This is a genomic window from Aeromonas sp. V90_14 (genome assembly GCF_029967615.1).
Lineage (GTDB): Bacteria > Pseudomonadota > Gammaproteobacteria > Enterobacterales > Aeromonadaceae > Aeromonas > Aeromonas hydrophila.
In genome coordinates this window covers 1-26,694 of sequence record NZ_JASCAS010000001.1, presented here as the reverse complement: position 1 = coordinate 26,694, position 26,694 = coordinate 1, and the positions used below count along the sequence as shown (strand labels likewise).

Here is a 26,694-nt window from a genome sequence, read left to right as displayed (position 1 = left end):
ACCAAGCCAGCCACAGTCCAGCTGGAACACAGGAACCCATTATGAGATTTGAATCGTTCGATTTTGCCCCAGAGATTTTGCGCGCCATCTCAGAGTGCGGTTATCAGGAGATGACCCCTGTGCAGCAGCAGGCGATCCCGGCCATTCGCCGCGGTCGTGACGTGCTGGCCAGCGCCCAGACCGGCACCGGCAAGACCGCTGCCTTTGCCCTGCCCATCCTGCAGCGGCTGGTGGACAATCCGGCGCCGGTGCAGCCTTCCAACGCCCGGGTGCTGATCCTGACCCCGACCCGCGAGCTGGCTGCCCAGATCGCTGGTAATATCAATGACTTCGCCAAATATCTGGACATCAGCGTGCTGACCCTGGTGGGCGGCGGCAAGCAAGACGTGCAGGCGCGCAAGCTGAAAGCGGGCGCTCACATCATAGTGGCGACCCCGGGTCGGCTGCTGGAGCACCTCACCGCCTGCAACCTGAGCCTCTCCGGTGTCGAGTGCCTGGTGCTGGACGAAGCGGACCGCATCCTCGACATGGGCTTCAGTGCCGATGTGCAGCAGATCCTGCAGGCGGTCAACAAGACCCGTCAGAACCTGCTGTTCTCCGCCACCTTCTCCGAGGCGGTGAAAAAACTGGCCAACCTGATGCTGGACAAGCCCCAGATAGTGAGCGTCAACAAGCAGAACTCCACCGCCGATACCGTCAGCCACACTGTCTATCCGGTAGAGCAGAAGCGCAAGCGCGAGCTGCTCTCCGAGCTCATCGGCAAGCAGAACTGGCCGCAGGTGCTGGTGTTTGCCAGTACCCGCGAGAGCTGCGACGAGCTGGTGGCCGAGCTGAACCTCGACGGCATCAAGTCGGCCGTGGTGCACGGCGACAAGGCTCAGGGCAGCCGTCGCCGCGCCCTGCGCGAGTTCACCGAGGGCAAGCTGCGGGTGCTGGTGGCCACCGAAGTGGCCGCCCGTGGCCTGGACATCCCGGATCTCGAATACGTGGTCAACTATGATCTGCCGTTCCTGGCGGAAGACTACGTGCACCGCATCGGCCGTACCGGCCGCGCCGGCAAGAGCGGCATGGCCATCTCCTTCGTCAGCCGCGAGGAAGAGCGCACCCTGCTGGAGATCGAGGCGCTGATCGGCCAGAAGATCCGCCGCATCATGGTGCCGGGCTACGAGGTGAGCAGCCGCGACGAGCTGATCAAGCAGCTACAGGAGCGTCGCCGCTTCGGCAAGCGCCCGCAGCGGGAAGACAACGCCGCCGCCCAGGCCATGGCCGAGGCCAAGCTGCAGGGCCAGCGCCTCAAGCGCCTGGCTGCCGCCAAGAAGCCGCGCCAGCCGAAATAAGGCGCGCAGGCCGCTCTATTGAACCGCAAAGGCGCCACTGGCGCCTTTGCCATCTCTGTCATCGGTGTTGACCCCTGGTGGTCGACTCAAGGATTGCTTATGACCGCTCCTACCTACAATCAGGCCCTGTTCGAGATGGCCAGCCAGAGTCTGGCCGAACTGGCCCGTACCGCCGAGCAGAAGGCTGGCAAGCGTACCCCGGCGCAAGAGAGCCACTTTCTCTGCACCTGGATGGCCGACTCCCTCAAGGAGAAACGCTTCTCCCGGCTGGTGATGGAGGATTTGAAGGATTGGGTGCAGCTTGGCCGCACCCTGGGGGCCGGCGCCGATCTCAAGGGACTGCTTGAGCGGATCATGGGCCAGTATGAGCGGGCCATGGCCGAGCCGACCGGGCTTGGCAGCCGGCTGGCCGCCCTGTTGGCCGAGCTCGCGGCCGAGGGTTGGTTAGTGATTACCGACAGCGAGGTGAGCGCCAAGCTGCGTCTGCAATCGGGCGGTCAGCCGAGCCTCATCATCAGCGCCAGTGAGTATCAGGGCCACATCGAGGCGGGCGAGCTTATCAAGCCGCTCACCCTCTATGTGCGCGGCGACGAGGCCCGGCTGGCACGGGCGGCCTTTGCCCACCGCCTGCTGCTGAGCCAGGGCAACAAGAAGACCACCCTGGTCAAGCACCACAAGGCTTACCGGCTGGTGCCGGGCAACGCGCAGCCAGCGCTGGCGCTGCTGGTGGGCCCCTGAACAGGGAGTGCTCCATCTGTCTGAGACCCCGGCCCGGTGCCGGGGTTTTTTATGAGCGCGGGGTGGGGTGGCAGGCAGGGGAAAGGGGAGGGGGCCGCGACTCTTGTCGCAGCAAGCGGGGACATTGGGCATTCCCCCCTATCCTGGGGGGCGTCCCCCATATGGTGGGATGGTCGCGGAAAAAAACTGCTCTAGGGTGAGTGGGCCCCAAAGAGGGCCTTGAAGGAAGCAAACCGCCTGACAAGGCGACACTCAATGAATGAGGAAACATGATGAAAGCGACTCCCATTGCCCTGTTGCTGGCCGGCGTGCTGGCCTCCCCGCTCTGCGCCGCAGGGCTCGATGCCCAGCTCACCCTGGTGGATGGCAACAGTGACGACGTGCGCGTCAACCTGACCCTGACCAACAGCGGGGACAAGCCGGTCCGCCTGCTCAAATGGCAATTGCCGGGCAGCGAAGATGCCCCCCTGTTCCTGGTGGAGCGGGACGGCCAGCCGGTCAGCTACGAGGGGGCCCTGATCAAGCGGGCAGCCCCGACCGACAAGGACTTCCAGCTGCTCAAGGCCGGCCAGAGCCTGACGGTGCAGGCCGAGGTCTCCGGTCTCTACGACATGAGCGCCCAGGGCCAGTACAGCATCCGCTACCTGCTGCCGACGTTGCCGCAAGAGGCGAAAGTCGCCAAGGCCAAGCAGGCCCAGGCGAGCGAATCCAATGCGGTGACCCTGTGGGTGGACGGAGTGAGTGACGAGCGGGTGCTGGCCAAGGCGGCCCCCCTGGCCGAGCCGCAGGCGGTGACCGCCTCGGTCAGCTTCAGCGGTCGCTGCACCAACACCCAGAAGAGCGATATCCTGGCAGCGCTTGATGCCGCCAGCGGCATCACCAACAACTCCAGCAGCTACCTGGCGGTGGACAAGCCGGAAGGCCAGCGTTATCGCAGCTGGTTTGGTGCCTATGATGCATCGCGCTGGGATCAGGCCGAGACCCACTTCAGCAAGATCAAGGATGCCATCGACAACAAGCCGCTCACCTTCGACTGCGGTTGCAAGCAGAGCTACTTTGCCTATGTCTATCCGGATCAGCCCTACAAGGTTTACCTGTGCAAGAGCTTCTGGACCGCACCGGTCAGCGGGACCGATTCCCGTGCCGGCACCATCGTCCACGAGCTGAGCCACTTCAACGTGGTGGCGGGCACCGACGATCTGGGTTACGGTCAGGCCAATGCCCGCAACCTGGCGAAGACGGATCCGGTCAAGGCGCTCAACAACGCCGACAACCACGAGTACTTCGCCGAGAATACGCCGAGCGAAAACTGATTTGCCGACCGGGGGCCGCAAGGCCCCTTCTTGTCCATGCCGTTTGTCACAGGAAGGAGCGACCATGATGACACTCTTGCTGACCACCCTGGCGCTGGCCCCCCTGCAGTGCGATCTGTCGGTCAAGGCACAAAGCCGGGTCAACGAGCCGCTGCCGCTGGTGATGACCCTGACCAATCGGGGGGAGGGGCCGCTCGAGGTGCTGAGCTGGTTCACACCGTTCGAAGGCTGGTTTGCCGATGCCATCGATCTCACCCTCGATGATAGGCCGATACCCTACAAGGGCCCGCTGGCCAAGCGGGGCAACCCGGGCGGCGAGGATTTCTTCTTGCTGGGAGCCGGTCAGCAGAGCCAGGCCGACGCGGATCTGACCCTGGTCTACGATCTCTCCCGCCCCGGCCGCTACCAACTGAGCTACCGCGCCCAGCCGCTGACCCTGACCCGGGGCGTGGCTCCCCGCTGCCCCGTCATTCACTTCACCCGGCTGCCCGCCTCCTAGGGCGGCCCCTGCGTACTACCTAGATGGCATCCGGCCCGGTGAGCGGCGCCAGCAGCCCTGCCGCGCGGGCGGCCACCGCCAGATAACGGTCTGCCAGCAAAGGCCTGGCGAGCCCCTCTCGCCAGCAGCAATGCACCAGCTTGATCACATGGTCGTCGAGACTCGCCACTGCCCGGGCCAGCACCTTTTGCCACGACAACTTGCCGGTATCGGGCCAGACCGGCACCTGCAGTGACGGCGCACCGACCGTGACATAGGCGGCCGCCACCGCCTGCCACATCAGGGTTTGCCAGCACCCTTGCCATGGCGCGGGCAGGTGGCTGGCGACGATGGCGGCGGCGCGGCTGCCGGTCACCATGTGCAGCACGGTAAAATTGCCGGTCTGCCAGTAGAGGGCGAGGGCCGCGTCGGCCAGCTGCACCAGCAGATCCGATGATGATACCCCGCTCGGCAACCCGCTCGCCCAGGTCGGCGCATCCGTCACCTGCCGCAGTCGCTCGGTGATCCACTCGCCCTGCCAGCGTGCGCCTTCCCATTGCCGGGCCAGCGCGCTTAGCAGAGCGTCGATATCCGGCACCGGCGCCCGCTGCCCGGCCGGCACCTGCAAGGGTCGGCACTGCCAGGCGGCCAATGCGGCGGCCTGCTCTCCCTGATGGCCATTTTCCAGCGCGCAGGCAAAGCGGATCAGCGGATGGAAGGCGCCGCCGGCCGGCGAGAGACCCTGCTCCAGCAGGGTGGCAAAGGTGGGCAGCCACCCCTCGTCGGCCAGCCGTGTTGCCAACTGCTGACGCAGCCGGACAAACTGCAGCTCCTCCTCATCCCCCTGCTGTTGTTCACCCCCCGGCAGGGCATAGTTGGCCTGCCAGTGTGCGAAGAACTGCTGCAGCTGGCGGGGATTGGCGCCCATCTCGTGCAGGGCGTGCAATGCCATCGGGCAGTGGTTGGTGGTGCCGCGTCCGTTGAGGGCAAAGGCTCGATTGGCATCGAGCAGATGATGAAGATGATGCATAATCATTTGACTCCTTTCATAAGGGGAGACAGGATTGTGCAAGTTAAAGCTAACTTGAGGTCAAGCGTGGCGATGGAACGCAAATGGCTGGCCATCGGCCAGATAGCCAAACGCTCGGGCGTCAAGGCCAGCGCCCTGCGTTTCTACGAGCAGAAGGGGCTGATTGGCAGCGTGCGCAGCGAAGGGGGCCAGCGGCTCTATCCGCAGGATGTGCTGCGCCGCATCGCCTTCATCCGGGTGGCGCAGGGCATGGGGCTGAGTCTGGGCGAGATAGGGGAGGCCCTGGCCGGTCTGCCCGAGGGGCGCACCCCGGATCGCCGCGACTGGGACGGCATTGCCGGCCAGTGGCAGAGCCTGCTCGATCGGCGCATCACGGCTCTGCAGCAGCTCAAGGAGAAGCTCGGCGCCTGCATTGGCTGCGGTTGCCTCTCGCTGGAGCACTGCGCACTTTACAATCCGGATGATCAGGCCGCCGGGCAGGGCGAGGGTCCCCGCTACCTGCTGGGGGATACGCCACCGAGCGGGCCGGCAGCAAAATGATGAACATGAGGGGCGGTCCAGCCATGCCATGCACCGGGCCGACTCGTTTACACCGTCAAGGAGGAGACATGGCACTGGAACAACTGAAACGGGAGTTGGAGCTGTTTGGCGAGCAGAATGACGGCGCGCAACAGTCCCGTGGCAGCAAGATGCTCAACATTACCCGCGATACCGGCGAGCTGCTGGCGGTGCTGGTACAAACTAGGGGGGCCGATGCGGTGCTGGAGATCGGCACCTCCAACGGTTACTCCACCCTCTGGCTGGCCGAGGCAGTCAAACGGCTGGGAGGCCGGGTCACCACCATCGAGCTGGACGAGGGCAAACGGGCCATGGCGGCCGCCAACTTTCAGCGGGCCGGGCTCGAACCCTGGATTGAGCAGTTGGCAGGGGAAGCCGGTACGCTGTTGCCCACCCTGCCGACGGCCGCTTACCCGCTCATCTTCCTCGACTCCGATCGCCAGCACTACCAGGCCTGGTGGCCCGAGATCCAGCGCCTGCTGGCCCCCCGCGGGTTACTGGTGGTGGACAATGCCATCTCCCATCGGGAGGAGCTGGCCGAGTGGATGGCAGAGGTGGAGCAGGAGCCGGCCTTCGCGACCTCGCTGGTGCCGGTGGGCAAGGGGGAGTGGCTGGTGGTGCGGTTGTAGGGGAGAGGCATGGAAAAGAAGACCATGGAACCAAAAGCAGTGGTGGAGGCCTATTGGCAGGCCATGCAGAGCAACGATTTCGTCAAGGCCTCCAGGTGGCTGAGCGATGACTTCCTCTGTGACTGGCCCCAGTCGGGGGAGCGGATCGAGGGGCGGGCCAACTTCGTCGAGATCAATCGACGCTACCCGGCGGCCGGGCCCTGGAATTTCGACGTCGTCCGCCTGCTGGAGCAGGGGCGGGAGGTGGTGACCGAAGTGGTGATCACCGACGGTGAAGTCGAGGCGCGTGCCATCACCTTCCACACGGTGCGTGGCAATACCATCTGCCATCAGACCGAATTCTGGCCCGATCTCTACGAGGCGCCGCACTGGCGTCGTCACTGGGTCACCGCCATCCCACGGGAGTCGCAACCCGCCTGATATGGTTTCCGCTGGCGGAGCGCCGCCAGCGGGCTATTCCTCGGCCAGTCCGGCCATTATTTTCCGTTATCCATTATTTCGCTAAATATCCCCGTATTTCATGGTTGGGTCATGCCATGAGCCACGTTATGTTTCATCCATACCGCCAGCAAGCATTATGCAAGTTATCTCTGCCGATAATTAATTTACACATGATAACCGGCTGGTTTTATTTTGTGGTGGTTGGCAAGCGTTCTGGATGTTCATAAATATAACGAGGTGAATAATGAAAAAACGACACTCCCTGTTTTTAATGGCGGCACTTCCGCTGGCACTGATGACCTCGGTACAGGCACAGTCAAGCCTTGCCGAGATCCAGCGGGCCGGGGTAATCAAGATCGGCACCGAAGGGGCCTATCCTCCCTTCACCTATCACGACAAGAGCGGCAAGCTGGTGGGCTTTGACGTGGAGATCGGCGAGCTGATTGCAAGCGGTCTCGGCGTGAAGCCGCAGTTCGTCGAGGGCAAGTGGGACGGGCTCATCGCCGGGGTGGACGCCAAGCGCTACGACCTGGTGCTCAACGAAGTAGCCATCACCCCTGTGCGGCTGAAAAAATATGATTTTTCAGACCCCTACATCACTTCCAAGGCGGTGATCGTGGTGCACAGCGACAACCACAGCATCAAGAGTTTTGCCGATCTGAAGGGCAAGAAATCCTCCCAGTCGCTGACCAGCAACTTTGCCCAGCTGGCGAAGTCATCGGGCGCCGAGGTGGTGGCCACCGAGGGATTCAACCAGTCCCTTGAACTGGTGCTGACCGGGCGGGTAGATGCCACCATCAACGACAGTCTCTCCTTCCTCGACTTCAAGAAACAGAAGCCGGACGCCAAGCTGAAGGTGGCGGCCACCGAGGCCAAGGGGGATCAATCTGCCGCCCTGCTCGCCAAGGGACAACCCGAGTTGCTGGCCGCCATCAATCAGGCGCTGCGCAATGCCAAGCAGGATGGCGAATATCAGAAAATATCGCAGAAATATTTCGGTACCGACGTCTCGCAATAATATCGCGGCAACATAATAACAACTGAGGATATTAACGTGCCGGCCTGGTTGCAGTTAATGATCGACTCTTTTTGGCCCCTGCTCAGTGCGGGGCTTATTTTTACCGTGCCACTCACCCTGATCACCTTCGTGCTGGGAATCGTGCTCGGCTTGTCGGTGGCGCTGGCCAGATTATATGGTCCGGCCCCGCTGATGATGCTGGTCCGCTTCTATGTCTGGCTTATTCGGGGCACCCCGCTGCTGGTGCAGCTGTTTCTGATCTTTTACGGTCTGCCGAGCGCCGGCATAGTGCTGGATGCCTTCACCGCCGCGGTGATCGGCTTCACCCTCAACATCGGTGCCTACAGCTCGGAGATCATCCGTGCCACCCTGGCGGCGATCCCGAAAGGGCAGTGGGAGGCGGCCTATTCCATTGGGATGAACTGGCCCCAGGTGATGTGGCGGGTGATCCTGCCGCAGGCGGCGCGCATCGCGGTGCCGCCGCTCTCCAACACCTTCATCTCCTTGGTCAAGGACACTTCACTGGCGGCGGCGGTGACCGTGCCCGAGCTGTTTCAGGCGGCTCAGCGGCTCGCCTCCGTCACCTATGAACCGCTCATCCTCTATGTCGAGACGGCCCTCATCTACCTGTTGTTCAGCTCGGTGCTCTCCACCCTGCAAGACAAGCTGGAGCAGCGACTGGCATATAAAGAGACCCGGGAGGTCACCCTATGATCCGCTTGAGTGGCATCGAGAAACAGTTTGCGGGGCAGCGAGTGTTGAAAGGGGTGGGGCTGGCGATGGCCGCGGGCAGCGTCACCGCCCTGATCGGCCCCTCCGGCAGCGGCAAGAGTACCTTGCTGCGCTGCGTGAACCTGCTGGAGCGACCCGACGCGGGCCAGCTGGTGCTGGGGGGCAGCGAGCTCGACTTTACCCGGCATCTGTCACGGCAAAGCGTGCTGGCCCTGCGCCAGCAGACCGGCATGGTGTTCCAGAACTTCCAGCTGTTCCCGCACATGACGGTGCTGGAGAACGTGATGGAAGGGTTGGTGACCGTGTTGCAGTGGCCCAGGGAGAGGGCGGCGGCGCGCGGCCTGCAACTGCTCGACAAGGTGGGGCTCAGGCACAAGGCCCAGGCGGTGCCTGCCACCCTCTCCGGCGGTCAGCAGCAGCGGGTGGCCATTGCCCGGGCACTGGCACCGGCCCCCAAGGTGCTGCTCTGTGACGAACCCACCTCGGCGCTGGATCCCGAGCTTGCCCAGGAGGTGGTGGCCGTGCTGCGCCAGCTGGCCAGTGAGGGCACCACCATGCTGATCGCCACCCATGACTTGCGCTTGGCGGCCCAGATCGCCCAGCAGGTGATCTTTCTGGAGGCGGGTGAGGTGGTGGAGGCGGGCAGTGCGCGCCAGATGTTCACCACCCCCAAGCGGGCACGTACCTTCGAATACATCTCCACCCTCACCGAGCGGCTGCCGGAGAGCTGGAGCATCTAGCCGGTACTGCCTGATCGAGAGCGACATAAAAAACAGCCCCGCACGAGCGGGGCTGTTTGCATGATGGCTTGGTTGCGACGGCAGATCACACGGCCAGGTAGTCCATGATCCCTTCGGCCGCCTTGCGGCCCTCATAGATGGCGGTGACCACCAGATCGGAGCCACGCACCGCGTCGCCACCGGCGAACACCTTGGGGTTGCTGGTCTGGAAGGCATGCTCGGCCTGCTCCGAGGCCTTGATGCGATCCCGGCCATCAAGCTCGATGCCGTGCTCTGCCATCCAGGGCTGGGGGTTGGGCTGAAAGCCGAACGCCATCACCACCGCATCGGCAGCCAGCACCTGCTCGGAGCCGGCGATCACCACCGGGTTGCGGCGGCCATTGGCATCGGGGGCGCCGAGCTCGGTGCTCACCACCTTGATGCCGCAGGTGCGGCCCTGGGCGTCCAGCTCGACGCCGACCGGCTGCAGGTTGAACATGAATTCAACCCCCTCTTCGCGGGCATTCTTCACCTCCCGCTTGGAGCCCGGCATGTTCTCCTCGTCGCGGCGATAGGCGCAGATCACCTTGTCGGCCCCCTGACGGATGGCGGTACGCACGCAGTCCATAGCGGTATCACCACCGCCGAGCACCACGACCTGCTTGCCGGCGAAGTCGATGTAATCGGCTTGCGCCTTCTCAAAGCCCAGCAGCCGGTTGGCGTTGGCGATGAGGTAGGGCAGGGCGTCATAGACTCCCGGTGCCTCTTCATTGGCAAAGCCGCCCTTCATGTACTTGTAGGTGCCGACCCCGAGGAAGACTGCATCGAACTCGCCGAGCAGGTCGGCGAAGGTGACATCGCGGCCCACTTCGGTCTCGAGGCGAAACTCTACGCCCATCCCCTCGAAGATCTCGCGCCGACGCTGCATCACCTCTTTTTCCAGCTTGAAGGAGGGGATGCCGAAGGTGAGCAGACCGCCGATCTCCGGATATTTGTCGAACACCACCGGGGTGACGCCGCCCCGTGCCAGCACGTCGGCACAGGCGAGGCCGGCCGGGCCGGCGCCGATGACGGCGACTCGCTTGCCGGTCTTGACCACCTTGGAGAGATCGGGTTTCCAGCCCATCTCGAACGCCTTGTCGGTGATGTATTTTTCGATGTTGCCGATGGTGACGGCGCCGAAGCGATCGTTGAGGGTGCAGGCCCCCTCACACAGTCTGTCTTGCGGGCAGACCCGGCCACACACCTCCGGCAGGCTGTTGGTCTGGTGGGAGAGCTCCACCGCCTCCAGAATGCGACCCTCGTTGGCCAGCTTCAGCCAGTTGGGGATGTAGTTGTGCACCGGGCACTTCCACTCGCAGTAAGGGTTGCCGCAGTCGAGGCAACGATCCGCCTGCATGCCGACCTGGGCCTGGTTGAAGGACTCGTAGATCTCCACGAACTGGATCTTGCGGATCTTGAGCGGCTTCTTGGGCGGGTCGACCCGCTGCACGTCGATAAACTGAAATACGTTCTGGCTCATAGGGTTCCCTCCTTATTGCGCCTGGATTCTGAGTTCTGCACTGGAACGGCTGGTGTGGCCAAGCAGCGATTTGACGTCGCTGGACTTGGGTTTGATCAGCCTGAACTTGGGCACATAGGAGTCGAAGTTGGCCAGGATCTCCTCGGCGCGCGAGCTGCCGGTTTCGTTGAGGTGCGCCGTGATGATGCCGCGCAGGTGTTCCTGATGGATGGCGAGGTCCGCCACGTCCAGCAGTTCTACCAGCTCGGGGTTGGTGCGCTTGGCGAAGTTACCGCACTCGTCGAGCACGTAGGCGAAGCCGCCGGTCATGCCCGCCGCGAAGTTGACGCCCGTGGTACCGAGCACGGTGACGATGCCGCCGGTCATGTATTCACAACCGTTGTCGCCAATTCCCTCGACTACCGCCAGCGCGCCGGAGTTGCGCACCGCGAAGCGCTCGCCGGCGGTACCCGCAGCGTAAAGTTTGCCGCCGGTGGCGCCGTAGAGGCAGGTGTTGCCGATGATGGCCGCCTCGTGGGATTTGAACGCCACGCCGACGTGGGGCTTGATCACCAGCTTGCCGCCGGTCATCCCCTTGCCCACGTAGTCGTTGGCATCACCCGTGAGGATCATCTCGAGGCCGCCAGCGTTCCAGACGCCGAAGCTCTGGCCTGCGGTACCGTTGAAGTGAACCTTCACCGGATCGGCTGCCATCCCCTGGTTGCCGTGCCGCTTGACGATCTCGCCGGACAGGCGCGCCCCCACCGAGCGGTCGGTGTTGCGGATGTCGTAGCGAAACTCGCCGCCGCTCATGTTTTCCACCGCCTCCAGTAGATCTTCCACCATCTTGAGGTTCAAAGGTCCCTTGTCGAAGGTGGGGTTGTGCTGCTGGCTGAACAGGCTGGAGCCTGCCGGTGCCACCGGGCTGGCCAGAATGCCGGAGAGATCCAGCTTGGCCTGACGGGCGGTGAGGCCGGGCAGCGCTTCCAGCAGGTCGGTGCGACCGATGAGGTCGGTCAGCTGGGTGACGCCGAGCTGGGCCATCAGCTCGCGGGTCTCCTCGGCGATGAACTTGAAGTAGTTCATCACCATCTCCGGCAGGCCGGTGAAGTGCTCGCGGCGCAGCTTCTCATCCTGAGTGGCGACGCCGGTGGCGCAGTTGTTCAGGTGGCAGATACGCAGGTATTTGCAGCCAAGCGCCACCATGGGGCCGGTACCGAAACCGAAGCTCTCGGCGCCGAGGATGGCCGCCTTGATGATGTCGAGACCCGTTTTGAGACCGCCATCCACCTGCAGCCGCACCTTGTGACGCAGGCCGTTGGCGACCAGCGCCTGCTGGGTCTCGGCCAGGCCCAGCTCCCAGGGGGAGCCGGCGTATTTGACCGAGGTGAGCGGGCTCGCGCCGGTGCCGCCGTCGTAGCCGGAGACGGTGATGAAGTCCGCATAGGCCTTGGCTACGCCGCAGGCGATGGTGCCAACGCCGGGCTCGGACACCAGTTTCACCGACACCAGGCAGTTCGGGTTGATCTGCTTGATGTCGAAGATGAGCTGGGCCAGATCCTCGATGGAGTAGATATCGTGGTGAGGCGGCGGCGAGATCAGGGTCACGCCGGGCACCGAGTAACGCAGCTTGGCGATCTGGGCCGTCACCTTGTCACCGGGCAGCTGGCCCCCTTCGCCGGGCTTGGCGCCCTGGGCCACCTTGATCTGCACCACGTCGGCGTTCATCAGGTAGTGGGGGGTGACGCCAAAGCGCCCCGAGGCCACCTGCTTGATGCGCGAATTCTTCTCGGTGCCGAAGCGCTTGGGATCCTCGCCGCCTTCACCCGAGTTGCTCTGACCGCCCAAACGGTTCATGGCCACCGCCAGCGCCTCGTGGGCTTCCGGGCCCAGCGCGCCGATGGACATGGCGGCGGAGTCGAAGCGGGGGAACAGCTTGGCTGCCGGCTCCACCTGCTCCAGTGCCACCGGGTTGTCGACCTTCTTCAGGGTGAGCAGATCGCGCAGGGTGGCGACGGGCCGCTCGTTCACCAGACGGGCGTACTCCTTGTAATCGGCGTAGTTGCCGGAGCGCACCGCCACTTGCAGGGTCTGCACCACGTCCGGGTTGTAGGTGTGGTACTCGCCACCGTGGACGAATTTGAGCAGGCCGCCCTGAGTGAGGGCCTTGCGAGCCAGCCAGGCCTGACGGGCCAGATTGAACTGATCCTGCTGGATGTCGGCAAAATCGGCGCCCTGGATGCGGCTCGATACGCCGCGAAAACACATCTCGACCACAGTTTTGGCCAGACCCACCGCTTCAAACAGCTGGGAGCAGCGGTAGCTGGCCACCGTGCTGATGCCCATCTTGGACATCACCTTGTAGAGCCCCTTGTTGATGCCGTTGCGGTAGTTGAGCATGGCCTGGCGCAGGCTCATCTTGAGCACGCCCTCTTCTACCTGCTTGGCGAGCGTCTCGTAGGCGAGGTAGGGGTAGATGGCGGTGGCGCCAAAGCCCAGCAACACCGAGAAGTGGTGCGGGTCGCGCACGCTGGCGGTCTCCACCAGGATGTTGGCGTCGCAGCGCAGGTTGTTGTCCACCAGGGTGCGCTGCACCGCCCCCACCGCCATGGCGGCCGGGATGGGCAGGGTGTCGGCACTGACGTCCCGATCCGAGAGGATCAACAGCACGGTACCGGCCTTGGCGGCAGCCTTGGCCTCTTCACAGATGCGCAGGATGGCCGCTTCCAATCCCTCTTCGGGTTTGAAGTTGAGGCTGATCACCTGATGGCGATAGTGCTCCCCTTCCAGTGCCAGCAACTGGTGGAAGTCGGAGTAGAGCAGGATCGGCGACTGGAACAGCACCCGGTGGGCGTGGCCGAAGGTCTCGTTGAACACGTTCTGCTCGCGGCCGATACAGGTGGCCAGCGACATCACGTGGTTTTCCCGCAGCGGATCGATGGGCGGGTTGGTGACCTGGGCGAACATCTGGCGGAAGTAGTCGTACAGGGTGCGCTGGCTGGAGGAGAGCACCGCCATCGGGGTGTCATCCCCCATGGAGCCCACCGCTTCCTGGCCGTTTTCACCCAGTACCCGGATGATCTGATCCAGCTCCTCATAGGAGTAGCCGAACAGCTTCTGATAGGTTTTCAGCTGATCGTCGGAGAACTCGCGGGCGCCGGTGCTGGCGTCATCCATCTGCTCGAACGGCACCAGCCGCTTGCAGTGCTTGTCCATCCACTGCTTGTAGGTGTGACGGCTCTTGAGATCGTCATCGATCTCGAAGCTGGTCCAGATCTTGCCGTTGCTGGTATCCACCACGAACAGCTCGCCCGGGCCGACCCGGCCCTTCTCCAGCACTTCGTCCGGGGTGTAATCCCAGGTGCCCACTTCGGAGGCCAGCGTGATGAACTTGTCCTTGGTGATGACGTAGCGGGCCGGACGCAGGCCGTTGCGATCGAGCGCGCAGGTGGCGTAGCGACCGTCGGTCATGACGATGCCGGCCGGGCCATCCCAGGGTTCCATGTGCATGGAGTTGAAGTCGTAGAAGGCGCGCAGGTCGTCATCCATGTTCGGGTGCTTCTGCCACGCAGGCGGGATCAACAGGCGCATGGCACGGAACAGATCCATGCCGCCGGCCAGGAACAGATCCAGCATGTTGTCGAGGCTGGAGGAGTCCGACCCCGTGGTGTTGACGAAGGGGGCGGCCTCTTGCAGATCGGGGATCAGCGGGGTGGCGAACTTGTAGCTGCGCGCCTTGGCCCACTGGCGGTTGCCGGCGATGGTGTTGATCTCGCCGTTGTGGGCCAGATAGCGGAACGGCTGCGCCAGCGGCCAGCGCGGGCTGGTGTTGGTGGAGAAACGCTGGTGGAACACGCAGATGGCCGCCTGCATGCGAATGTCGGCCAAATCCAGATAAAAACGTGGCAAGTCCACCGGCATGCACAGTCCTTTATAGACGGTGACCAGATTGGAAAGGCTGACCACATAGAAGTAGTCGTCGCTGATGCGTTTCTCGATGCGGCGGCGCACGATATAAAGGCGGCGCTCGAGATCCTTGTCGACCCAGCCGGGCGGGGCGTTGACAAAGACCTGTTCGATACTGGGCAGGGAGGCCTTGGCGATGGGGCCGAGTACATTGGTATCGATAGGCACCTTGCGCCAACCGACCAGACTCAGGGTTTCCTTTTCCAGCTCTTCGTCGATGATGTCGCGAGTGGCTTGCGCCAAGACGGGATCGGGGTTGAGAAACAGCATGCCGACCGCGTAGTTGCGGCCCAGGTGCCATCCCTTCTCTTCGGCGACAGCTCTGAAGAAGCTGTCGGGTTTTTGCAGCAACAGACCGCAGCCGTCGCCGGTCTTGCCGTCGGCGGAGATACCGCCACGGTGCTGCATGCGAGCCAATGCTGACATCGCGAGACGGACAAGCTTGTGGCTGGCTTCACCTTCCATGTGGGCCAACAGGCCGAAGCCACAGTTATCCCTCTCCAGCTTTGGATCATATAGTGACATTGCATTTCTCCCTTGCTCGGCCTTGCATCGCACTGTCATCAACAGACTGCATAAATTGCGATTGGCTCTTGTGGTTCCGTCCGCCTGAGGTGGCGAATCTCCAAACTAATGGGATTTTTCGGCAAGGTCAATTGGACATCCCGGCTGTTTTCATTATCACAAACTCATAACAAAATGTCGGGGTGCGGGTCTATATGGGGTATTAACTGGCGATTGCTCTGGTTATTTTTGTTTTTGTGGAATTTTGTATTGTCATATTGGACTTTGCTGGTTGACTCAATGGGGGCAAGGATTTGTAGTAATTTTACCAATCCACTCGACAAGTGAATGGCCGAGATCACAATAACGAAGCAGGTGACTTGCATTTGCCAAACCACCGTCTATGAGGAAATTTTCATTATTCAACAAACTGTTAGAAGATGGTTTTGTGGTGGTGTTGAGCCTTCGTCAAATTGGGGATGAGTCTCGAAAGCGTCGATAACTACCCATTTGCTGATATTTATCCGGTTATTGGTGAATATTTATATGTTTTCCCGACCCTCTCCTCCCTTGATCCAGCGCAGCGCTGCGCGCGGCCAAGCTCGTACAATGACGCCCCTTTACTGGAGGTGTCATGCAGTTACACGAACTCGTCAATACATTCGGCCAGGATCTCAAGCAACGCCATGGCCAGAAGATCCACAAGCTCTCCATTCACGGTGCCTTCACCTGCCCGAATCGGGACGGTACGCTGGGCCGTGGCGGCTGCACCTTCTGCAATGTCTCCTCCTTTGCCGACGAGTCGGCCCAGCAGCTTTCGGTGGTGCAGCAACTGCTGGCTCGCCGGGATGAAGTGACCCGGGCCAAACGTTATCTCGCCTACTTTCAGGCCTATACCAGCACCTATGCCGAGGTGGAGTACCTGCAGCGCATGTATGAAGAGGCGCTGTCGGTGAGCGACATGGTGGGCTTGTGCGTGGGGACGCGCCCAGATTGCGTGCCGGATGCGGTACTGGACCTGCTGGCCGGTTATCAGGCCCGGGGTTACGAGGTGTGGCTGGAGCTGGGGCTGCAGAGTGCCAACGACAAGACGCTGCAGCGCATCAACCGGGGCCATGGCTATGCTGCCTATGTTGATGCTGTGACCAGGGCCCATCAACGGAGCATCAAGGTGTGCGCCCACCTGATCGTCGGTCTGCCCGGTGAAGTCGCCATGGACAGCCTGAATACGCTGCAGCGCATCGTGGAGACGGGCGTGGAGGGGATAAAAATGCACCCGCTGCACGTGGTAGCGGGAAGTACCCTTGGCAAGGCGTGGCAGGCGGGTCGACTGGAGGTGCCGAGCCTGGCGCAGTATGTGGAAGCGGCGGTTGCCATGATCCAGCACACGCCGCCCGAGGTGGTGTACCACCGGATCTCGGCGTCGGCACGCCGTCCGACTCTGTTGGCGCCGGCTTGGTGCGAGAATCGCTGGACAGCCATGGCTGACATTGCTAGTGAACTGGCCCGCTCCGGCGCCCAGGGTCATGCGCTGGGGCGCCCTTTTTCGATTTCCGGCAATATCGACTAGGTAATCAGATTTCATCAAAAAAACAGTGAGTTATTAGATGAAATTCAGTCTTTGCGGTATAGTTTCGGTAAAATTGTCTTGATATAGTACTTGGCTTGAAAAAGATATCATTATCAATAAGCTTGTATTATTTCCAATTTGGACGGGATATATCGGATATGGCGCCATCTTGTGTCGCGATCCGCAACCAAACTGCCCGTCTCGCCTTTGGGTGTAATGCCTATCAGGTCTGCCAATGACATTCAGTGTCATGTACCTGTGCTTAATGTGTATCAGGCTGTTGATCCCTTCTCGGGGAGCTCTGTTCTTTATGTCACGGGATCGTCTGCGCCAAACTGCGCCCGTGAAGCTTGAATATCGGTGTGGCGATAGAGCCGGCCCAATCATGCAGTGACAGGATGCTATGCAAGCAGAAACTAACCGTATTGACGAGTTGTTGGAGTGCCTGGTCTTTCTGACCCGCTTTTATGGGGTGCCCAACAGCAAGGATGCCCTGACGACCGGTTTGCCACTGGTGTCCGGCCTGCTGACGCCCAACCTGTTTAGCCGTGCCGCCGAGCGGGGCGGGCTGTCGGCCCGGGAAGTGATCCAGCCGCTTGCCGAAATCTCCCCCTTGTTGCTGCCTTGCGTGTTGCAGATGCGCAATGGCGGCGCCTGCATTCTGCTGGAGTGGAATGAAGACAGGAGTCAAGGCAAGGTCATCTTTCCTCAGGCGGGAGATGCAGCCCAGTGGCTCAGTGCGGCCCAGCTGGGTGATGAGTATCTGGGTCGACTGTTTTTTGTCAAAAAGCAGTTCAAATTTGATGAGCGCTCCCCCAAGGTACTGGAGACCCGTGACGGGCACTGGTTCTGGAGCACTCTGTTTGAATCCCGTGGCATCTATCGGGACGTACTGATCGCGTCCATCCTGATCAACCTGTTTGCCATCGCCAGCCCGCTGTTCACCATGAACGTCTACGACAAGATAGTGCCCAATCTGGCATTTGATTCCCTTTGGGTGCTCGCCGTCGGGGCCATGGTAGTGTTCACCTTCGATTTCGTGATGCGCCAGCTGCGCAGCTATTTCATCGACATCGCCGGTAAAAAATCGGATGTGCTGTTGTCGGCCAAGATCTTCGCCAAGGTGATGGGAATGCGGATGGAGTCGCGGCCGGCCTCCACCGGTGCGTTTGCCAAACATCTGCAGGAGTTTGAATCGGTACGGGAATTTTTTACCTCCGCCACCGTCTCTACCCTCATTGACCTGCCGTTCGCTGTCTTCTTCCTGTTCATCATCTGGATTTTCGCCGGGGTCATGGTCGTGGTACCGATCGTCGCCATGCTGATCCTCATTATTTACAGCTTCTATATTCAAGCGCCGCTCAAGCAGTCCATCGAAGAGGGATCGCGGCTTGCCTCCCAGAAGAATGCCAATCTGATCGAGAGCATTTCAGGCCTTGAGACCGTCAAGATTTTCGGGGCCGAGAGCATGTTCCAGCATCGCTGGGAGCAGGCCGTCTCCCATATCTCGACTTGGGGCGTACAGACCCGCCGCATCACCAACTCCATGTCTTCGCTGGCCAGTTACATCCAGCAGGTGGTGACGGTGGCACTGGTGATTGTCGGCGTTTATCAGATCTCGGAAGGGTTGGTCACCATGGGGGGCATGATTGCTGCCGTCATGTTGTCAAGCCGTGCCATTGCGCCCATGGTGCAGTTGTCGGTGCTCTCCACCCGCTACAACCAAGCCAAGTCCGCACTGGAAATCCTGGAAAAGATCATGGTGACGCCGGGTGAGCAGGAAGAGGGCAAACAGTACATCCACCATCCCGTGATCTCCGGTCGGATCGAGTTTGACAATGTATCGTTCAAGTACCCGGGGATGGAAACCAGCACCCTGCACAACATCAATCTGCGGATCGAGCCGGGCGAGAAGGTGGCCATCATAGGCCGGATCGGGGCGGGCAAAACCACGCTCGAGAAGATCTTGATGGGCTTGTATCGGCCCACCGATGGCTCGGTACGACTCGATGGGTTTGAACTGGATCAGCTGCCGGCCTCGGTGATCCGGCGCAACATAGGTTGTGTCCCGCAGGACGTGACCCTGTTTTTTGGCTCGGTACGCGACAATATCATGCTGGGCAATCCGCTAGTGGACGATGTGCGGGTTATGCGGGCCGCCAAACGGGCCGGCGTTACCAATTTTACCAATCGGGATCCCAACGGGCTGGATCGGCAGATCGGCGAGGGGGGCCGCCAGCTCTCGGGTGGTCAGCGTCAGGCCATCCTGCTGGCGCGAGCCTTGCTCAACGACCCCCCCATTCTGGTGATGGACGAACCCACCTCCAACATGGATAACCAGTCCGAGATGCAGGTCAAGCATGAGTTGGCACGATTGGGGCCGGAAACGACCCTGATCCTGATCACTCACAAAACCTCCATGCTCGATGTCGCTTCACGGGTCATCGTGGTTGAACAGGGGCAGGTGGTGGCCGATGGGCCCAAAGAGGCTGTGCTGCAACAGTTGAAAGAGGGCAAGGTGCGTGTGCAGGAGGCGTCCAATGGCTAAATTTGGACTGTTCAAGAAGGCGCCATCCGATACCGTACTGCCGGCGCCGGAGCACCTCGAATTCGTCGATGACGGTGCGGCTGCGGTACTGCTGAGTACCCCGACTCGAGCCAGGGCATTGCTGTGGGCCTGCTTCCTGTTTTTCATGAGCGCCATCGTCTGGGCCGCCTGGGCCGAGCTCGATGAGGTCACCGTTGGACAGGGCAAGGTCATCCCTTCCCGTCAGTTGCAGGTGATCCAGAATCTGGAGGGGGGGATCGTCAAGGAGATCTTCGTCAAAGAGGGTGACATCGTTGAAAAAGGGCAGCCGCTCTTGCGCATCGATGACACCCGCTTCCGCTCCGATTTTCGTGAACGGGAGCAGGAGCTGGTGACCCTCAAGGGGGATATTGCCAGGCTGCGCTCCGAAATCCAGAGCGTGGTGGTCAAGACCGGCCCCAATCTGGGGTGGCGCGAACAGGTCGTGGTCGACAAGCAGCCCATCGATTTCCCTGATGGTTTCGAAAACGTCTTTGCCGAATATGCGGCTCGAGAAAAATCAGTTCAGGATGAGCGTCTCAACAATTTGAACAACCAGCTCTATATTCTGGGGCAACAGATTGAACAGAAAGAGCAGGAGACCATAGAGCTCAACGCCAAGATCAGGACGGTGGCGCGTAGCGTGGATCTGGCGCGGCAGGAGCTCAATATCAGCCGCCCCTTGGCCAAGGAGGGGATAGTACCTCAGGTCGAGCTCATCAAGCTGGAACGTCAGGTCAACGAAATGCAGGGGGAATTGGAGAGCAACCGGCTGCTTATTCCCAAGCTCGATTCCGTGTTGCGGGAGACCATCTCCAAGCGCAACGACATTGCCTTGAAATTCCGGGCCGATTCACAGACCGAGCTCAATGAACGGCAAGGCAAATTGAGCCAGCTGTCCGAAGGCCAGGTTGGGCTGCGGGATCGAGTGGATCGCACCAGCGTCATTGCGCCGCTCAAGGGCACCATCAAGAAGCTCAAGATCAACACGCTGGGTGGTGTGGTGCAACCCGGTATGGATCTGATGGAAATTGTTCCACTGGAAGACACTCTGCTGGTCGAGGCCAAAGTGTCGCCCAAAGATATCGCGTTCTTGCGGCCAGGGCTGGAGGCCGTGGTCAAGATTACTGCCTATGACTTCACAATTTATGGAGGATTACATGGCAAGGTTGAACAGATAAGTGCTGACTCGATCCAGGATGAAGATGGCAACTCCTTTTACCTGGTACGAGTACGCACCGAGAAAAGTTACTTGGGCGATGAGCTTAACGCACTTCCCATCATCCCCGGTATGTTAGCCAGTGCAGATATTATTACTGGTAAAAAAAGTGTCCTAGACTATTTGCTTAAGCCGATTTTACGGGCAAAGCAGTCGGCACTGAGAGAACGATAAGCCAACAATCTAAAAACAACATGACTGGAGATACCATGAAGAAGACGATTGTTGCCATGTTAGTAAGTGGCGCCGTGCTGTTCCCGGGCCTTACCCAGGCCCAAACACTGGAACAGTCAGTGGCACAGTCACTGGCTACCCATCCCAAAATCAAGGAAGCTTTTGATCTCTATCAGGCGCGACTGTATCAGCATGATGGGGCCAAAGGTGGTTACTATCCCACCATCGATCTGCGCGGCGGTGTCGGCTATGAGAAGACTGACAGCCCGTCAACTCGTGCAGCCGGTGCGAATTCGACCACCATCGATGATTCCATGACCCGTAAAGAGGCCGGCATCAGTCTGCGCCAGATGCTGTTTGATGGTTTCAACGTCAGCAGCAACGTGGCTCGTACCGATGCTGAAGCCAATGCCCAGCGTCTGGCCATGATCTCCGAGGCGGAGAATACAGCCCTGCGCGTGGCTGAGGTTTACCTCAACATGCTGCGTCAGCAGGAGATTTTGGAGCTGTCCAAACAGAACCTGGAAACTCACGAGCAGATCCGCAGCGACATCAGCAAGCGAACCGATTCTGGCTTGGGATCCACGGCAGACCAGACTCAGATTGATGGTCGTGTTGCCAGAGCCTATGCCAATCAGGCTGCTGCCGAAAACAACTACCGGGATGCCGAGAGCGAGTTCATCCGGGTAGTCAACGAGATGCCAAAAGATTTGGTACAGCCGGTGCCGGATGCTCAGCTCATTCCGAGCAGCCTGGATGCCGCATTGAAGACGGCGACCGAGGTGCATCCGACCTTGCTGTCATCCTTGCAGGATATCGAAGCCGCCAAGTATCAGCATGAAGGCTCCAAGTCCGGTTTTTATCCCAACGTCACGTTTGAAGTGGATCAGAACTGGAACGAGGACATTGATGCAGTCAAGGGACGCAATGACGATCTGACCGCCATGGTGCGCATGCGTTACAACCTGTTCCGTGGTGGTTCCGATCTGGCGCAAAGCAAGGCGACGTCCGCTCTCTATTCTCAGGCGAAAGATATTCATATGAATGCTTTCCGTCAGGTTGAAGAGGGAACCCGCCTCGCTTGGAACGCCAAAGAGTCTTTGACCAAACAGAAGACCTTCCTGAAAGAGCACGTGGATGCCAGCTATGACACCGTACAGGCATACAAGAAGCAGTTCGGATTGGGCCAGCGTACCTTGCTGGACGTACTGAACACCGAGAACGAACTGTTTGAGGCCCGTCGCAGCTACATCACGGCAGAGTACGACTCCTTGCTGGCGGATTATCGGATCCTCAATGCCACTGGCAGTCTGCTCAATGCGTTTAATGTGAAGCAGCCGGCCGATTGGCAAGCTAAACAGTAATGGAGTGCGCATCAGGTTTGATGCGAGTGAAAGGGATGGCTGCAGCCGGGCTGCCGCCATCCCTTGTCTCTGACGGCCACTTCTGGCCAGCGTAGTAACAGCCAATGGATCTTTTGAAGATGCATGTGACTGAGCAGTATCGGGCAGGCAGTGTCGACATGGCGTCAAGCTTCGGTTTGGCTCCGTTTTTGCGCGCGCGCTGGTTGCGCTGGTCACTCTGGCTGCTGTTGGTTTCTCTACCTCTGCTGCTTTCTGCCAGCCAGCCTCTTACCCCCGAAGATCTCAAACTGGTACAGCGGGCACAGGAAACGTACGGTGTCAGAGCCGGCAAACGGGTCACGACTTGGCGTACGCTGGTCATGCAGAATCGTGCCGCCGGTCTGACGGATCGCCAGAAACTGGAGAAGGTAAACCAGTTTTTCAACCAGATGCGTTTTATTGACGACATCAAGTTGTGGCGCAAAAAAGACTATTGGGCGACCCCGTTGGAATTTTTAGGCGCGGCGGGTGGTGATTGTGAAGACTTCAGCATTTCAAAGTACTTTACCCTGCTGGAATTGGGGGTGCCGGATGAAAAAATGCGGATGGTCTATGTCAAGGCACTGGATTACAACCAGTTTCATATGGTGGTTGCTTACTATGACACGCCATCCTCAGTCCCCGTGATTTTGGATAACTTGATTGGGTCGATCCGGCCAGCCAGCCAGCGCCGGGATCTGATGCCGATATACAGCTTTAACGGTAGTCACTTGTGGTTGATGAAGGCGCGTGGTCAAGGGGAACTGGCTGGACAGTCCTCACGCCTGGGATTATGGAATGATTTACGCAATCGCATGACTTCGGGGCGATTGGCTCAGCCTGTGTTGAATTTGGATGATTAACCTATGACGCTCTACAGACAATTACTGGCCACCATGTTGATCCTGTTCGGGTTGTTGTTTGCAGCCACCTATTGGGTGCAATTCAACTCGACTCGTACCTATCTGGCGCAGCAGCAGGAAACCACAGTCATCAACACCGCCACATCCCTGGGATTGGCGTTGACACCTTATCTGGAAAATGGTGACAAGGTGGGGGCTGAATCCGTCATCCAGGCGATATTTGATGGGGGATATTATCGCTTGGTCCGTCTGGACTTGTTGGCTTCCAAGGATGTCATTGAGCAGGAAAATACCAACAATATTCAGGGGGTGCCGCAGTGGTTCATTAATTTGGGTCTGTTTCCGGAAGTATCCAACGAATCGATTCTGACCTCCGGCTGGCTGCAACTGGGCAAATTGAAGGTTGTTGGTCACCCCGGGCAAGCCTACTACGAGCTGTGGCGTGGCATGAGCGAACTGGCGAGCTGGTTTCTGATAGGTTTTCTCATCACCACCATTTTGTTGATGCGTGCGCTCAACTATTTGCTCAAGCCGCTCAAGCAGATCTGCGAGCAGGCAGTGGAGATCGAACTGCACCACTTTGGCCACGCCATTCCTGAACCAAAAACCCATGAATTGAAACAGGTGGTACAAGCCATCAATACGCTTTCCAGCAAGCTGGCCCTGCAGTTCAAGGAACAGGCTGATGAGGCTGAAAAATTGCGGGAGCGGGTTTATGTGGACGCCGTATCCGGCCTGGGCAACCGGGCTTATTTCGTGGGTCAGGTAAACGCATGGATTGCCGAGGCGGGACAAGGCGGCGTCATGCTGGTCGCTGTCGATATGCTGGATGACCTGTACCGTGAGGAGGGGTTTGCCGCTCGTGACAACATGGTCAAGTCGATAGCACAGGCTCTGAAGGAGCAGTTGAAAGGCTGGGATGGGTCGGCACTGGCGCGGATTTCGGCCACGGAATATGCCTTGCTGTGTCCTACCGATGATCTGGCACAGCTGAAAGATTTGGCGGAAGTGATCAATAGTCGCATTGCCGACCTGGTTGTGAACCCCATGGGGGAGGGCGGTGCACTCTCCGTTATCGGTATTGCAGGCAGGGATGGCAATGACGATTTGTCAGCGCTGCTGACCAAGGCCGACAACGCCTTGGGCAAAGCGCGTAATGAACGTCGTGGCGCAGTAGTCATGGAGGGCGGTGTTGATCAAGGACTGATGGGACGTTTGGCTTGGCGCGATCTGGTACAAGATGCCATCGCTCGGCACTTGTGGCGCTTCAAGGCGCAACCTGCCTGCAGATTTGATAACGGCGTTCGTTTGCATGCGGAATTGTTTGCCTCTATTTCTCGTGATGGCACCGATTATTTTGCCGGTCAATTCTTGCCGGCCATCGAACAGTTCAAATTGGGCGGCGAATTCGATCAGGCGATACTTGAAGCTTCTATTCCATTGCTCCAGCAACAGGCGGATCTGGTCTTGGCGGTCAATATTACCGCTGGCTCGTTGTGCTCCGATGAGTTCAGGGCGTGGTTGACCAGCTATCTGACGGATCATGCAGAGCTGCAAGAACGGCTGCTGTTTGAAATCCCGGAAGCCGCCATCATGAAGCATAAAGATCATGTCACCGCCTTGGTGAAGGCCTTGCAAGAACATGGATTCCAGTGGGGGGTGGATCATTATGGACGTCACTTCCAGTCACTGGGATATCTGGAAGAGCTGGCTCCAGCCTATGTCAAGGTTGATCATGGCTATACCAGTCAGGTGATGGAGCCGGGGGCGGATACCTCTTTCTTGGCAGCAGTGTGCCGCGCCGCTCACAATGCAGGAGTCACAACCATTGCGACCCGGGTTGAAGATCAACATCAGGTTGAGCTGCTTGCCAAATTGCATATCGATGGTTATCAGGGTTTTGTTCATCCCGCATTCCCACTAGCTTGAACGTTATCAAATCAAAAGGGGCCCATAAGGGCCCTTTTTTTATTCTAAAGATGAATAAGAATAGGTATTTTTAGGGCACCTCTCTGTTTGGGATTCGCTTGAGGTTCAACCAAGTGATTGATTTGACATTATAAAAAAGACCCTTCGATTTAATACATTGCCCCCCCCTAAGACGGAACAAATCCAATACATTTTTGCAACGGATGCGAAGCGTACAGACATCTATGGTGTAGGCATCGAGATCTGTCACGTTGGAGCAAAGGATATGCGCACTCAAATCATCGACAAAACGGTTGTGGTTTCTTCCATTGAAGGCAATGTTCAAATCGTGCTGGCTGATGGAAGCAGCCGCCCATTGCAAAAAGGCGAGATCCTCCAGCCGGGAGCCAAGCTTAATATTGCAGATGACGCCAAACTGGTATTGGCTCCCTATGACGATTCTCCTGCCGCCGCTACTCCAGATGCTCCCGCTCATGACGCACCAGCCCCTGGTCAACCTCAAGCCCCTGATGCGGGTACTGCGGCTTCTCCTGATATCGCTGCATTGCAAAAATCAATTCTGCAAGGGGTAGACCCGACACAAAACTTTGAAGCTTCTGCTGCCGGTGGGGCACCTGCCGCCGGTGGTGGTGGTGGCGGGATCGGTGGTGTGGCCGGTGCCAGTGGCAATGGTGGCTTTGTCACCATTGACCGTATTGGTGATGCAACCATTGCTGCTGCAGGCTTTGACACCACATATCAGACAGAGCCGGTCGTAGATACACAGCAAGTAGTAGAGCCCTTGCTGGTGAATGAACTGACGGATCAGGGCGAGCAGCTGGTTGTGGCGGAAGACGGTGTATTGAACGGCAATTTGCTGGACAACACGGTCAATACCGATGGGCCGTCAGCTGCGTCGGTTCTGCTCTTCAGCTGGGGAGGCAACGCCAATGTGGCTGTCGGAACCAGTGTGACAATCGACGGGATCGGTACGCTTGTCGTCAATGGCGATGGCAGCTTCACATTTACCCCTGCACCCAACTACGACGGTGCTGTTCCCCCTGTCGTGTACACGGTTACCGATGGCACCGATACGGTCCAATCCACCTTGGAACTCACTATCACGCCAGTCAATGATCTTGCTGATCAGGATGAGAACGTCGTGGTGACGGAGGATGCGGCAGTATCGGGCAATTTACTTGACAACACAGTTAATAATGATGGGCCTCAGGCTGCTACTGTCACCGGATTTAGCTGGGGTGGGGTTGCCAACACGACTCTGGGTACACCCGTCACTCTGGCAGGGGTCGGTACCCTGTTGGTCAATGCTGATGGCAGTTATCAATTTACGCCAGCCACCAATTATGATGGCCCAGTGCCGGCGGTGAGTTACACCGTCACAGATGGTGCAGATTCAGTACAGTCCATACTGACTATCACGATCACTCCTGTTGATGAGCCGGTTGAGCTTGCCGGTCTGCAGCTGGAGGGCGGAGAACTGACATTAAATGAAGCCTCATTGGCAGGAGGGAGTAATCCGAATGCAGCCGCTGTGACTCAGAGCGGTATTTTTACCTTCAGTGCTGCCGATGGTGTGCAGAGTCTGACGCTGGGAGGCGTCGCCTTGGTCACCAATGGGCAAGCCGTTACAGCCTTCCCGCAAACCATTACCAGCCCACTAGGTAACCAACTGATCGTTAACGGCATTAATTACAATCCCGTGACCGGCACTGGTAGCGTGAACTACAGCTACACCTTGGGAGGGAGTGAAACCCATACCCAACCTGCCAATGATAATTCGCTTAGTGAGAGTTTCAGTGTCGTACTGGTTGATACCGATGGTGACAATACCAGCGGCAGCCTGGATGTGGTCATTCTGGATGATGTTCCCAGCGCCACCCTTACTACCAATTCTGAAGGATTGGGCTCTGTGTCCGTAGACGAAAGCCTGGTCAGCCTGGGTGGTGCCGGCAGCGACGGAGTGGCCAGTGCCACCCTGAGCGCGGCCAATGTGCAGGCCCAGTTCAACCCGGCCTTCGGGGCCGACG

Annotated in this window: 20 protein-coding genes; 17 read left to right on the top strand and 3 right to left on the bottom strand. The window is 59.5% G+C overall.

Annotation, left to right across the window (positions count from 1 at the left end; translation table 11 throughout):
* Positions 1-41: 41 nt before the first annotated feature.
* From QLG02_RS00100 to QLG02_RS00085, 4 genes are all read left to right on the top strand, one after another.
* Positions 42-1,337, top strand: a complete 1,296-nt coding sequence (locus tag QLG02_RS00100) for a DEAD/DEAH box helicase (protein WP_282464186.1) — start codon at positions 42-44, stop codon at positions 1,335-1,337.
* A gap of 99 nt (positions 1,338-1,436) precedes the next feature.
* The gene (locus tag QLG02_RS00095) at positions 1,437-2,075 is read left to right on the top strand and encodes a DUF2913 family protein (RefSeq protein ID WP_282464185.1); all 639 of its coding nucleotides are present in this window, start codon (positions 1,437-1,439) and stop codon (positions 2,073-2,075) included.
* Positions 2,076-2,344: 269 nt separating this feature from the next.
* On the top strand, positions 2,345-3,388 hold the full coding sequence (locus tag QLG02_RS00090; RefSeq protein ID WP_029303884.1) for a M35 family metallo-endopeptidase: 1,044 nt from the start codon (positions 2,345-2,347) through the stop codon (positions 3,386-3,388).
* A gap of 64 nt (positions 3,389-3,452) precedes the next feature.
* The gene (locus QLG02_RS00085; protein ID WP_282464184.1) at positions 3,453-3,887 is read left to right on the top strand and encodes a protease; all 435 of its coding nucleotides are present in this window, start codon (positions 3,453-3,455) and stop codon (positions 3,885-3,887) included.
* A 19-nt stretch (positions 3,888-3,906) separates the two neighbouring features.
* Here QLG02_RS00085 and QLG02_RS00080 read toward each other — a convergent pair whose 3' ends face one another.
* Positions 3,907-4,902: a questin oxidase family protein gene (locus QLG02_RS00080; RefSeq protein WP_282464183.1), complete on the bottom strand. Its 996-nt coding sequence runs from the start codon at positions 4,900-4,902 to the stop codon at positions 3,907-3,909.
* Positions 4,903-4,968: 66 nt separating this feature from the next.
* Between QLG02_RS00080 and soxR the strand changes: the two genes are divergently transcribed.
* From soxR to QLG02_RS00050, 6 genes are all read left to right on the top strand, one after another.
* A complete protein-coding gene (gene soxR / locus QLG02_RS00075) occupies positions 4,969-5,436 on the top strand; it encodes a redox-sensitive transcriptional activator SoxR (RefSeq protein ID WP_017410890.1) in 468 nt (155 codons plus the stop codon).
* Positions 5,437-5,504: 68 nt separating this feature from the next.
* Positions 5,505-6,083 carry a class I SAM-dependent methyltransferase gene (locus QLG02_RS00070; RefSeq protein WP_282464182.1) on the top strand — a complete coding sequence of 193 codons (579 nt, stop codon included), beginning with the start codon at positions 5,505-5,507 and terminating at the stop codon, positions 6,081-6,083.
* Positions 6,084-6,092: 9 nt separating this feature from the next.
* Entirely contained in the window at positions 6,093-6,503 is a 411-nt protein-coding gene (locus QLG02_RS00065; RefSeq protein ID WP_348994618.1) for a nuclear transport factor 2 family protein, read from the top strand.
* Positions 6,504-6,768: 265 nt separating this feature from the next.
* Positions 6,769-7,542, top strand: coding sequence for an amino acid ABC transporter substrate-binding protein (locus QLG02_RS00060; protein WP_282464181.1), 774 nt, complete (start codon positions 6,769-6,771; stop codon positions 7,540-7,542).
* Positions 7,543-7,599: 57 nt separating this feature from the next.
* Positions 7,600-8,256 (top strand): amino acid ABC transporter permease, encoded by a 657-nt coding sequence (locus QLG02_RS00055; RefSeq protein ID WP_282464180.1) that lies wholly within the window; start codon positions 7,600-7,602, stop codon positions 8,254-8,256.
* On the top strand, positions 8,253-9,014 hold the full coding sequence (locus QLG02_RS00050) for an amino acid ABC transporter ATP-binding protein (RefSeq protein ID WP_077097645.1): 762 nt from the start codon (positions 8,253-8,255) through the stop codon (positions 9,012-9,014). The genes QLG02_RS00055 and QLG02_RS00050 overlap by 4 nt, the downstream gene beginning before the upstream one ends.
* Before the next feature lie 85 nt (positions 9,015-9,099).
* Here the strand turns inward: QLG02_RS00050 and QLG02_RS00045 are convergent, their stop codons facing one another.
* Both QLG02_RS00045 and gltB read right to left on the bottom strand, forming a co-directional pair.
* Positions 9,100-10,515 carry an FAD-dependent oxidoreductase gene (locus QLG02_RS00045; protein WP_029300081.1) on the bottom strand — a complete coding sequence of 472 codons (1,416 nt, stop codon included), beginning with the start codon at positions 10,513-10,515 and terminating at the stop codon, positions 9,100-9,102.
* Positions 10,516-10,527: 12 nt separating this feature from the next.
* Complete coding sequence (gltB, locus tag QLG02_RS00040) at positions 10,528-14,985, bottom strand: glutamate synthase large subunit (protein ID WP_282464179.1); 4,458 nt, start codon at positions 14,983-14,985, stop codon at positions 10,528-10,530.
* Between the two features lie 613 nt (positions 14,986-15,598).
* Between gltB and QLG02_RS00035 the strand changes: the two genes are divergently transcribed.
* The 7 genes from QLG02_RS00035 to QLG02_RS00005 form a co-directional block, all read left to right on the top strand.
* A complete protein-coding gene (locus QLG02_RS00035; RefSeq protein WP_282464178.1) occupies positions 15,599-16,534 on the top strand; it encodes a TIGR01212 family radical SAM protein in 936 nt (311 codons plus the stop codon).
* 403 nt (positions 16,535-16,937) lie between these two features.
* On the top strand, positions 16,938-19,082 hold the full coding sequence (locus tag QLG02_RS00030; protein ID WP_118880918.1) for a type I secretion system permease/ATPase: 2,145 nt from the start codon (positions 16,938-16,940) through the stop codon (positions 19,080-19,082).
* Positions 19,075-20,493: an HlyD family type I secretion periplasmic adaptor subunit gene (locus QLG02_RS00025; protein WP_011706512.1), complete on the top strand. Its 1,419-nt coding sequence runs from the start codon at positions 19,075-19,077 to the stop codon at positions 20,491-20,493. Before QLG02_RS00030 ends, QLG02_RS00025 begins: the two co-directional genes overlap by 8 nt.
* A 35-nt stretch (positions 20,494-20,528) precedes the next feature.
* Positions 20,529-21,857 (top strand): TolC family outer membrane protein, encoded by a 1,329-nt coding sequence (locus QLG02_RS00020; protein WP_011706511.1) that lies wholly within the window; start codon positions 20,529-20,531, stop codon positions 21,855-21,857.
* 158 nt (positions 21,858-22,015) lie between these two features.
* Positions 22,016-22,738, top strand: a complete 723-nt coding sequence (locus QLG02_RS00015; RefSeq protein ID WP_024945793.1) for a transglutaminase-like cysteine peptidase — start codon at positions 22,016-22,018, stop codon at positions 22,736-22,738.
* A 3-nt stretch (positions 22,739-22,741) separates the two neighbouring features.
* Positions 22,742-24,667, top strand: a complete 1,926-nt coding sequence (locus QLG02_RS00010; RefSeq protein WP_139389980.1) for a LapD/MoxY N-terminal periplasmic domain-containing protein — start codon at positions 22,742-22,744, stop codon at positions 24,665-24,667.
* A 265-nt stretch (positions 24,668-24,932) separates the two neighbouring features.
* On the top strand, positions 24,933-26,694 hold a 1,762-nt coding region (locus QLG02_RS00005), incomplete at its 3' end, for a retention module-containing protein (protein WP_282464177.1).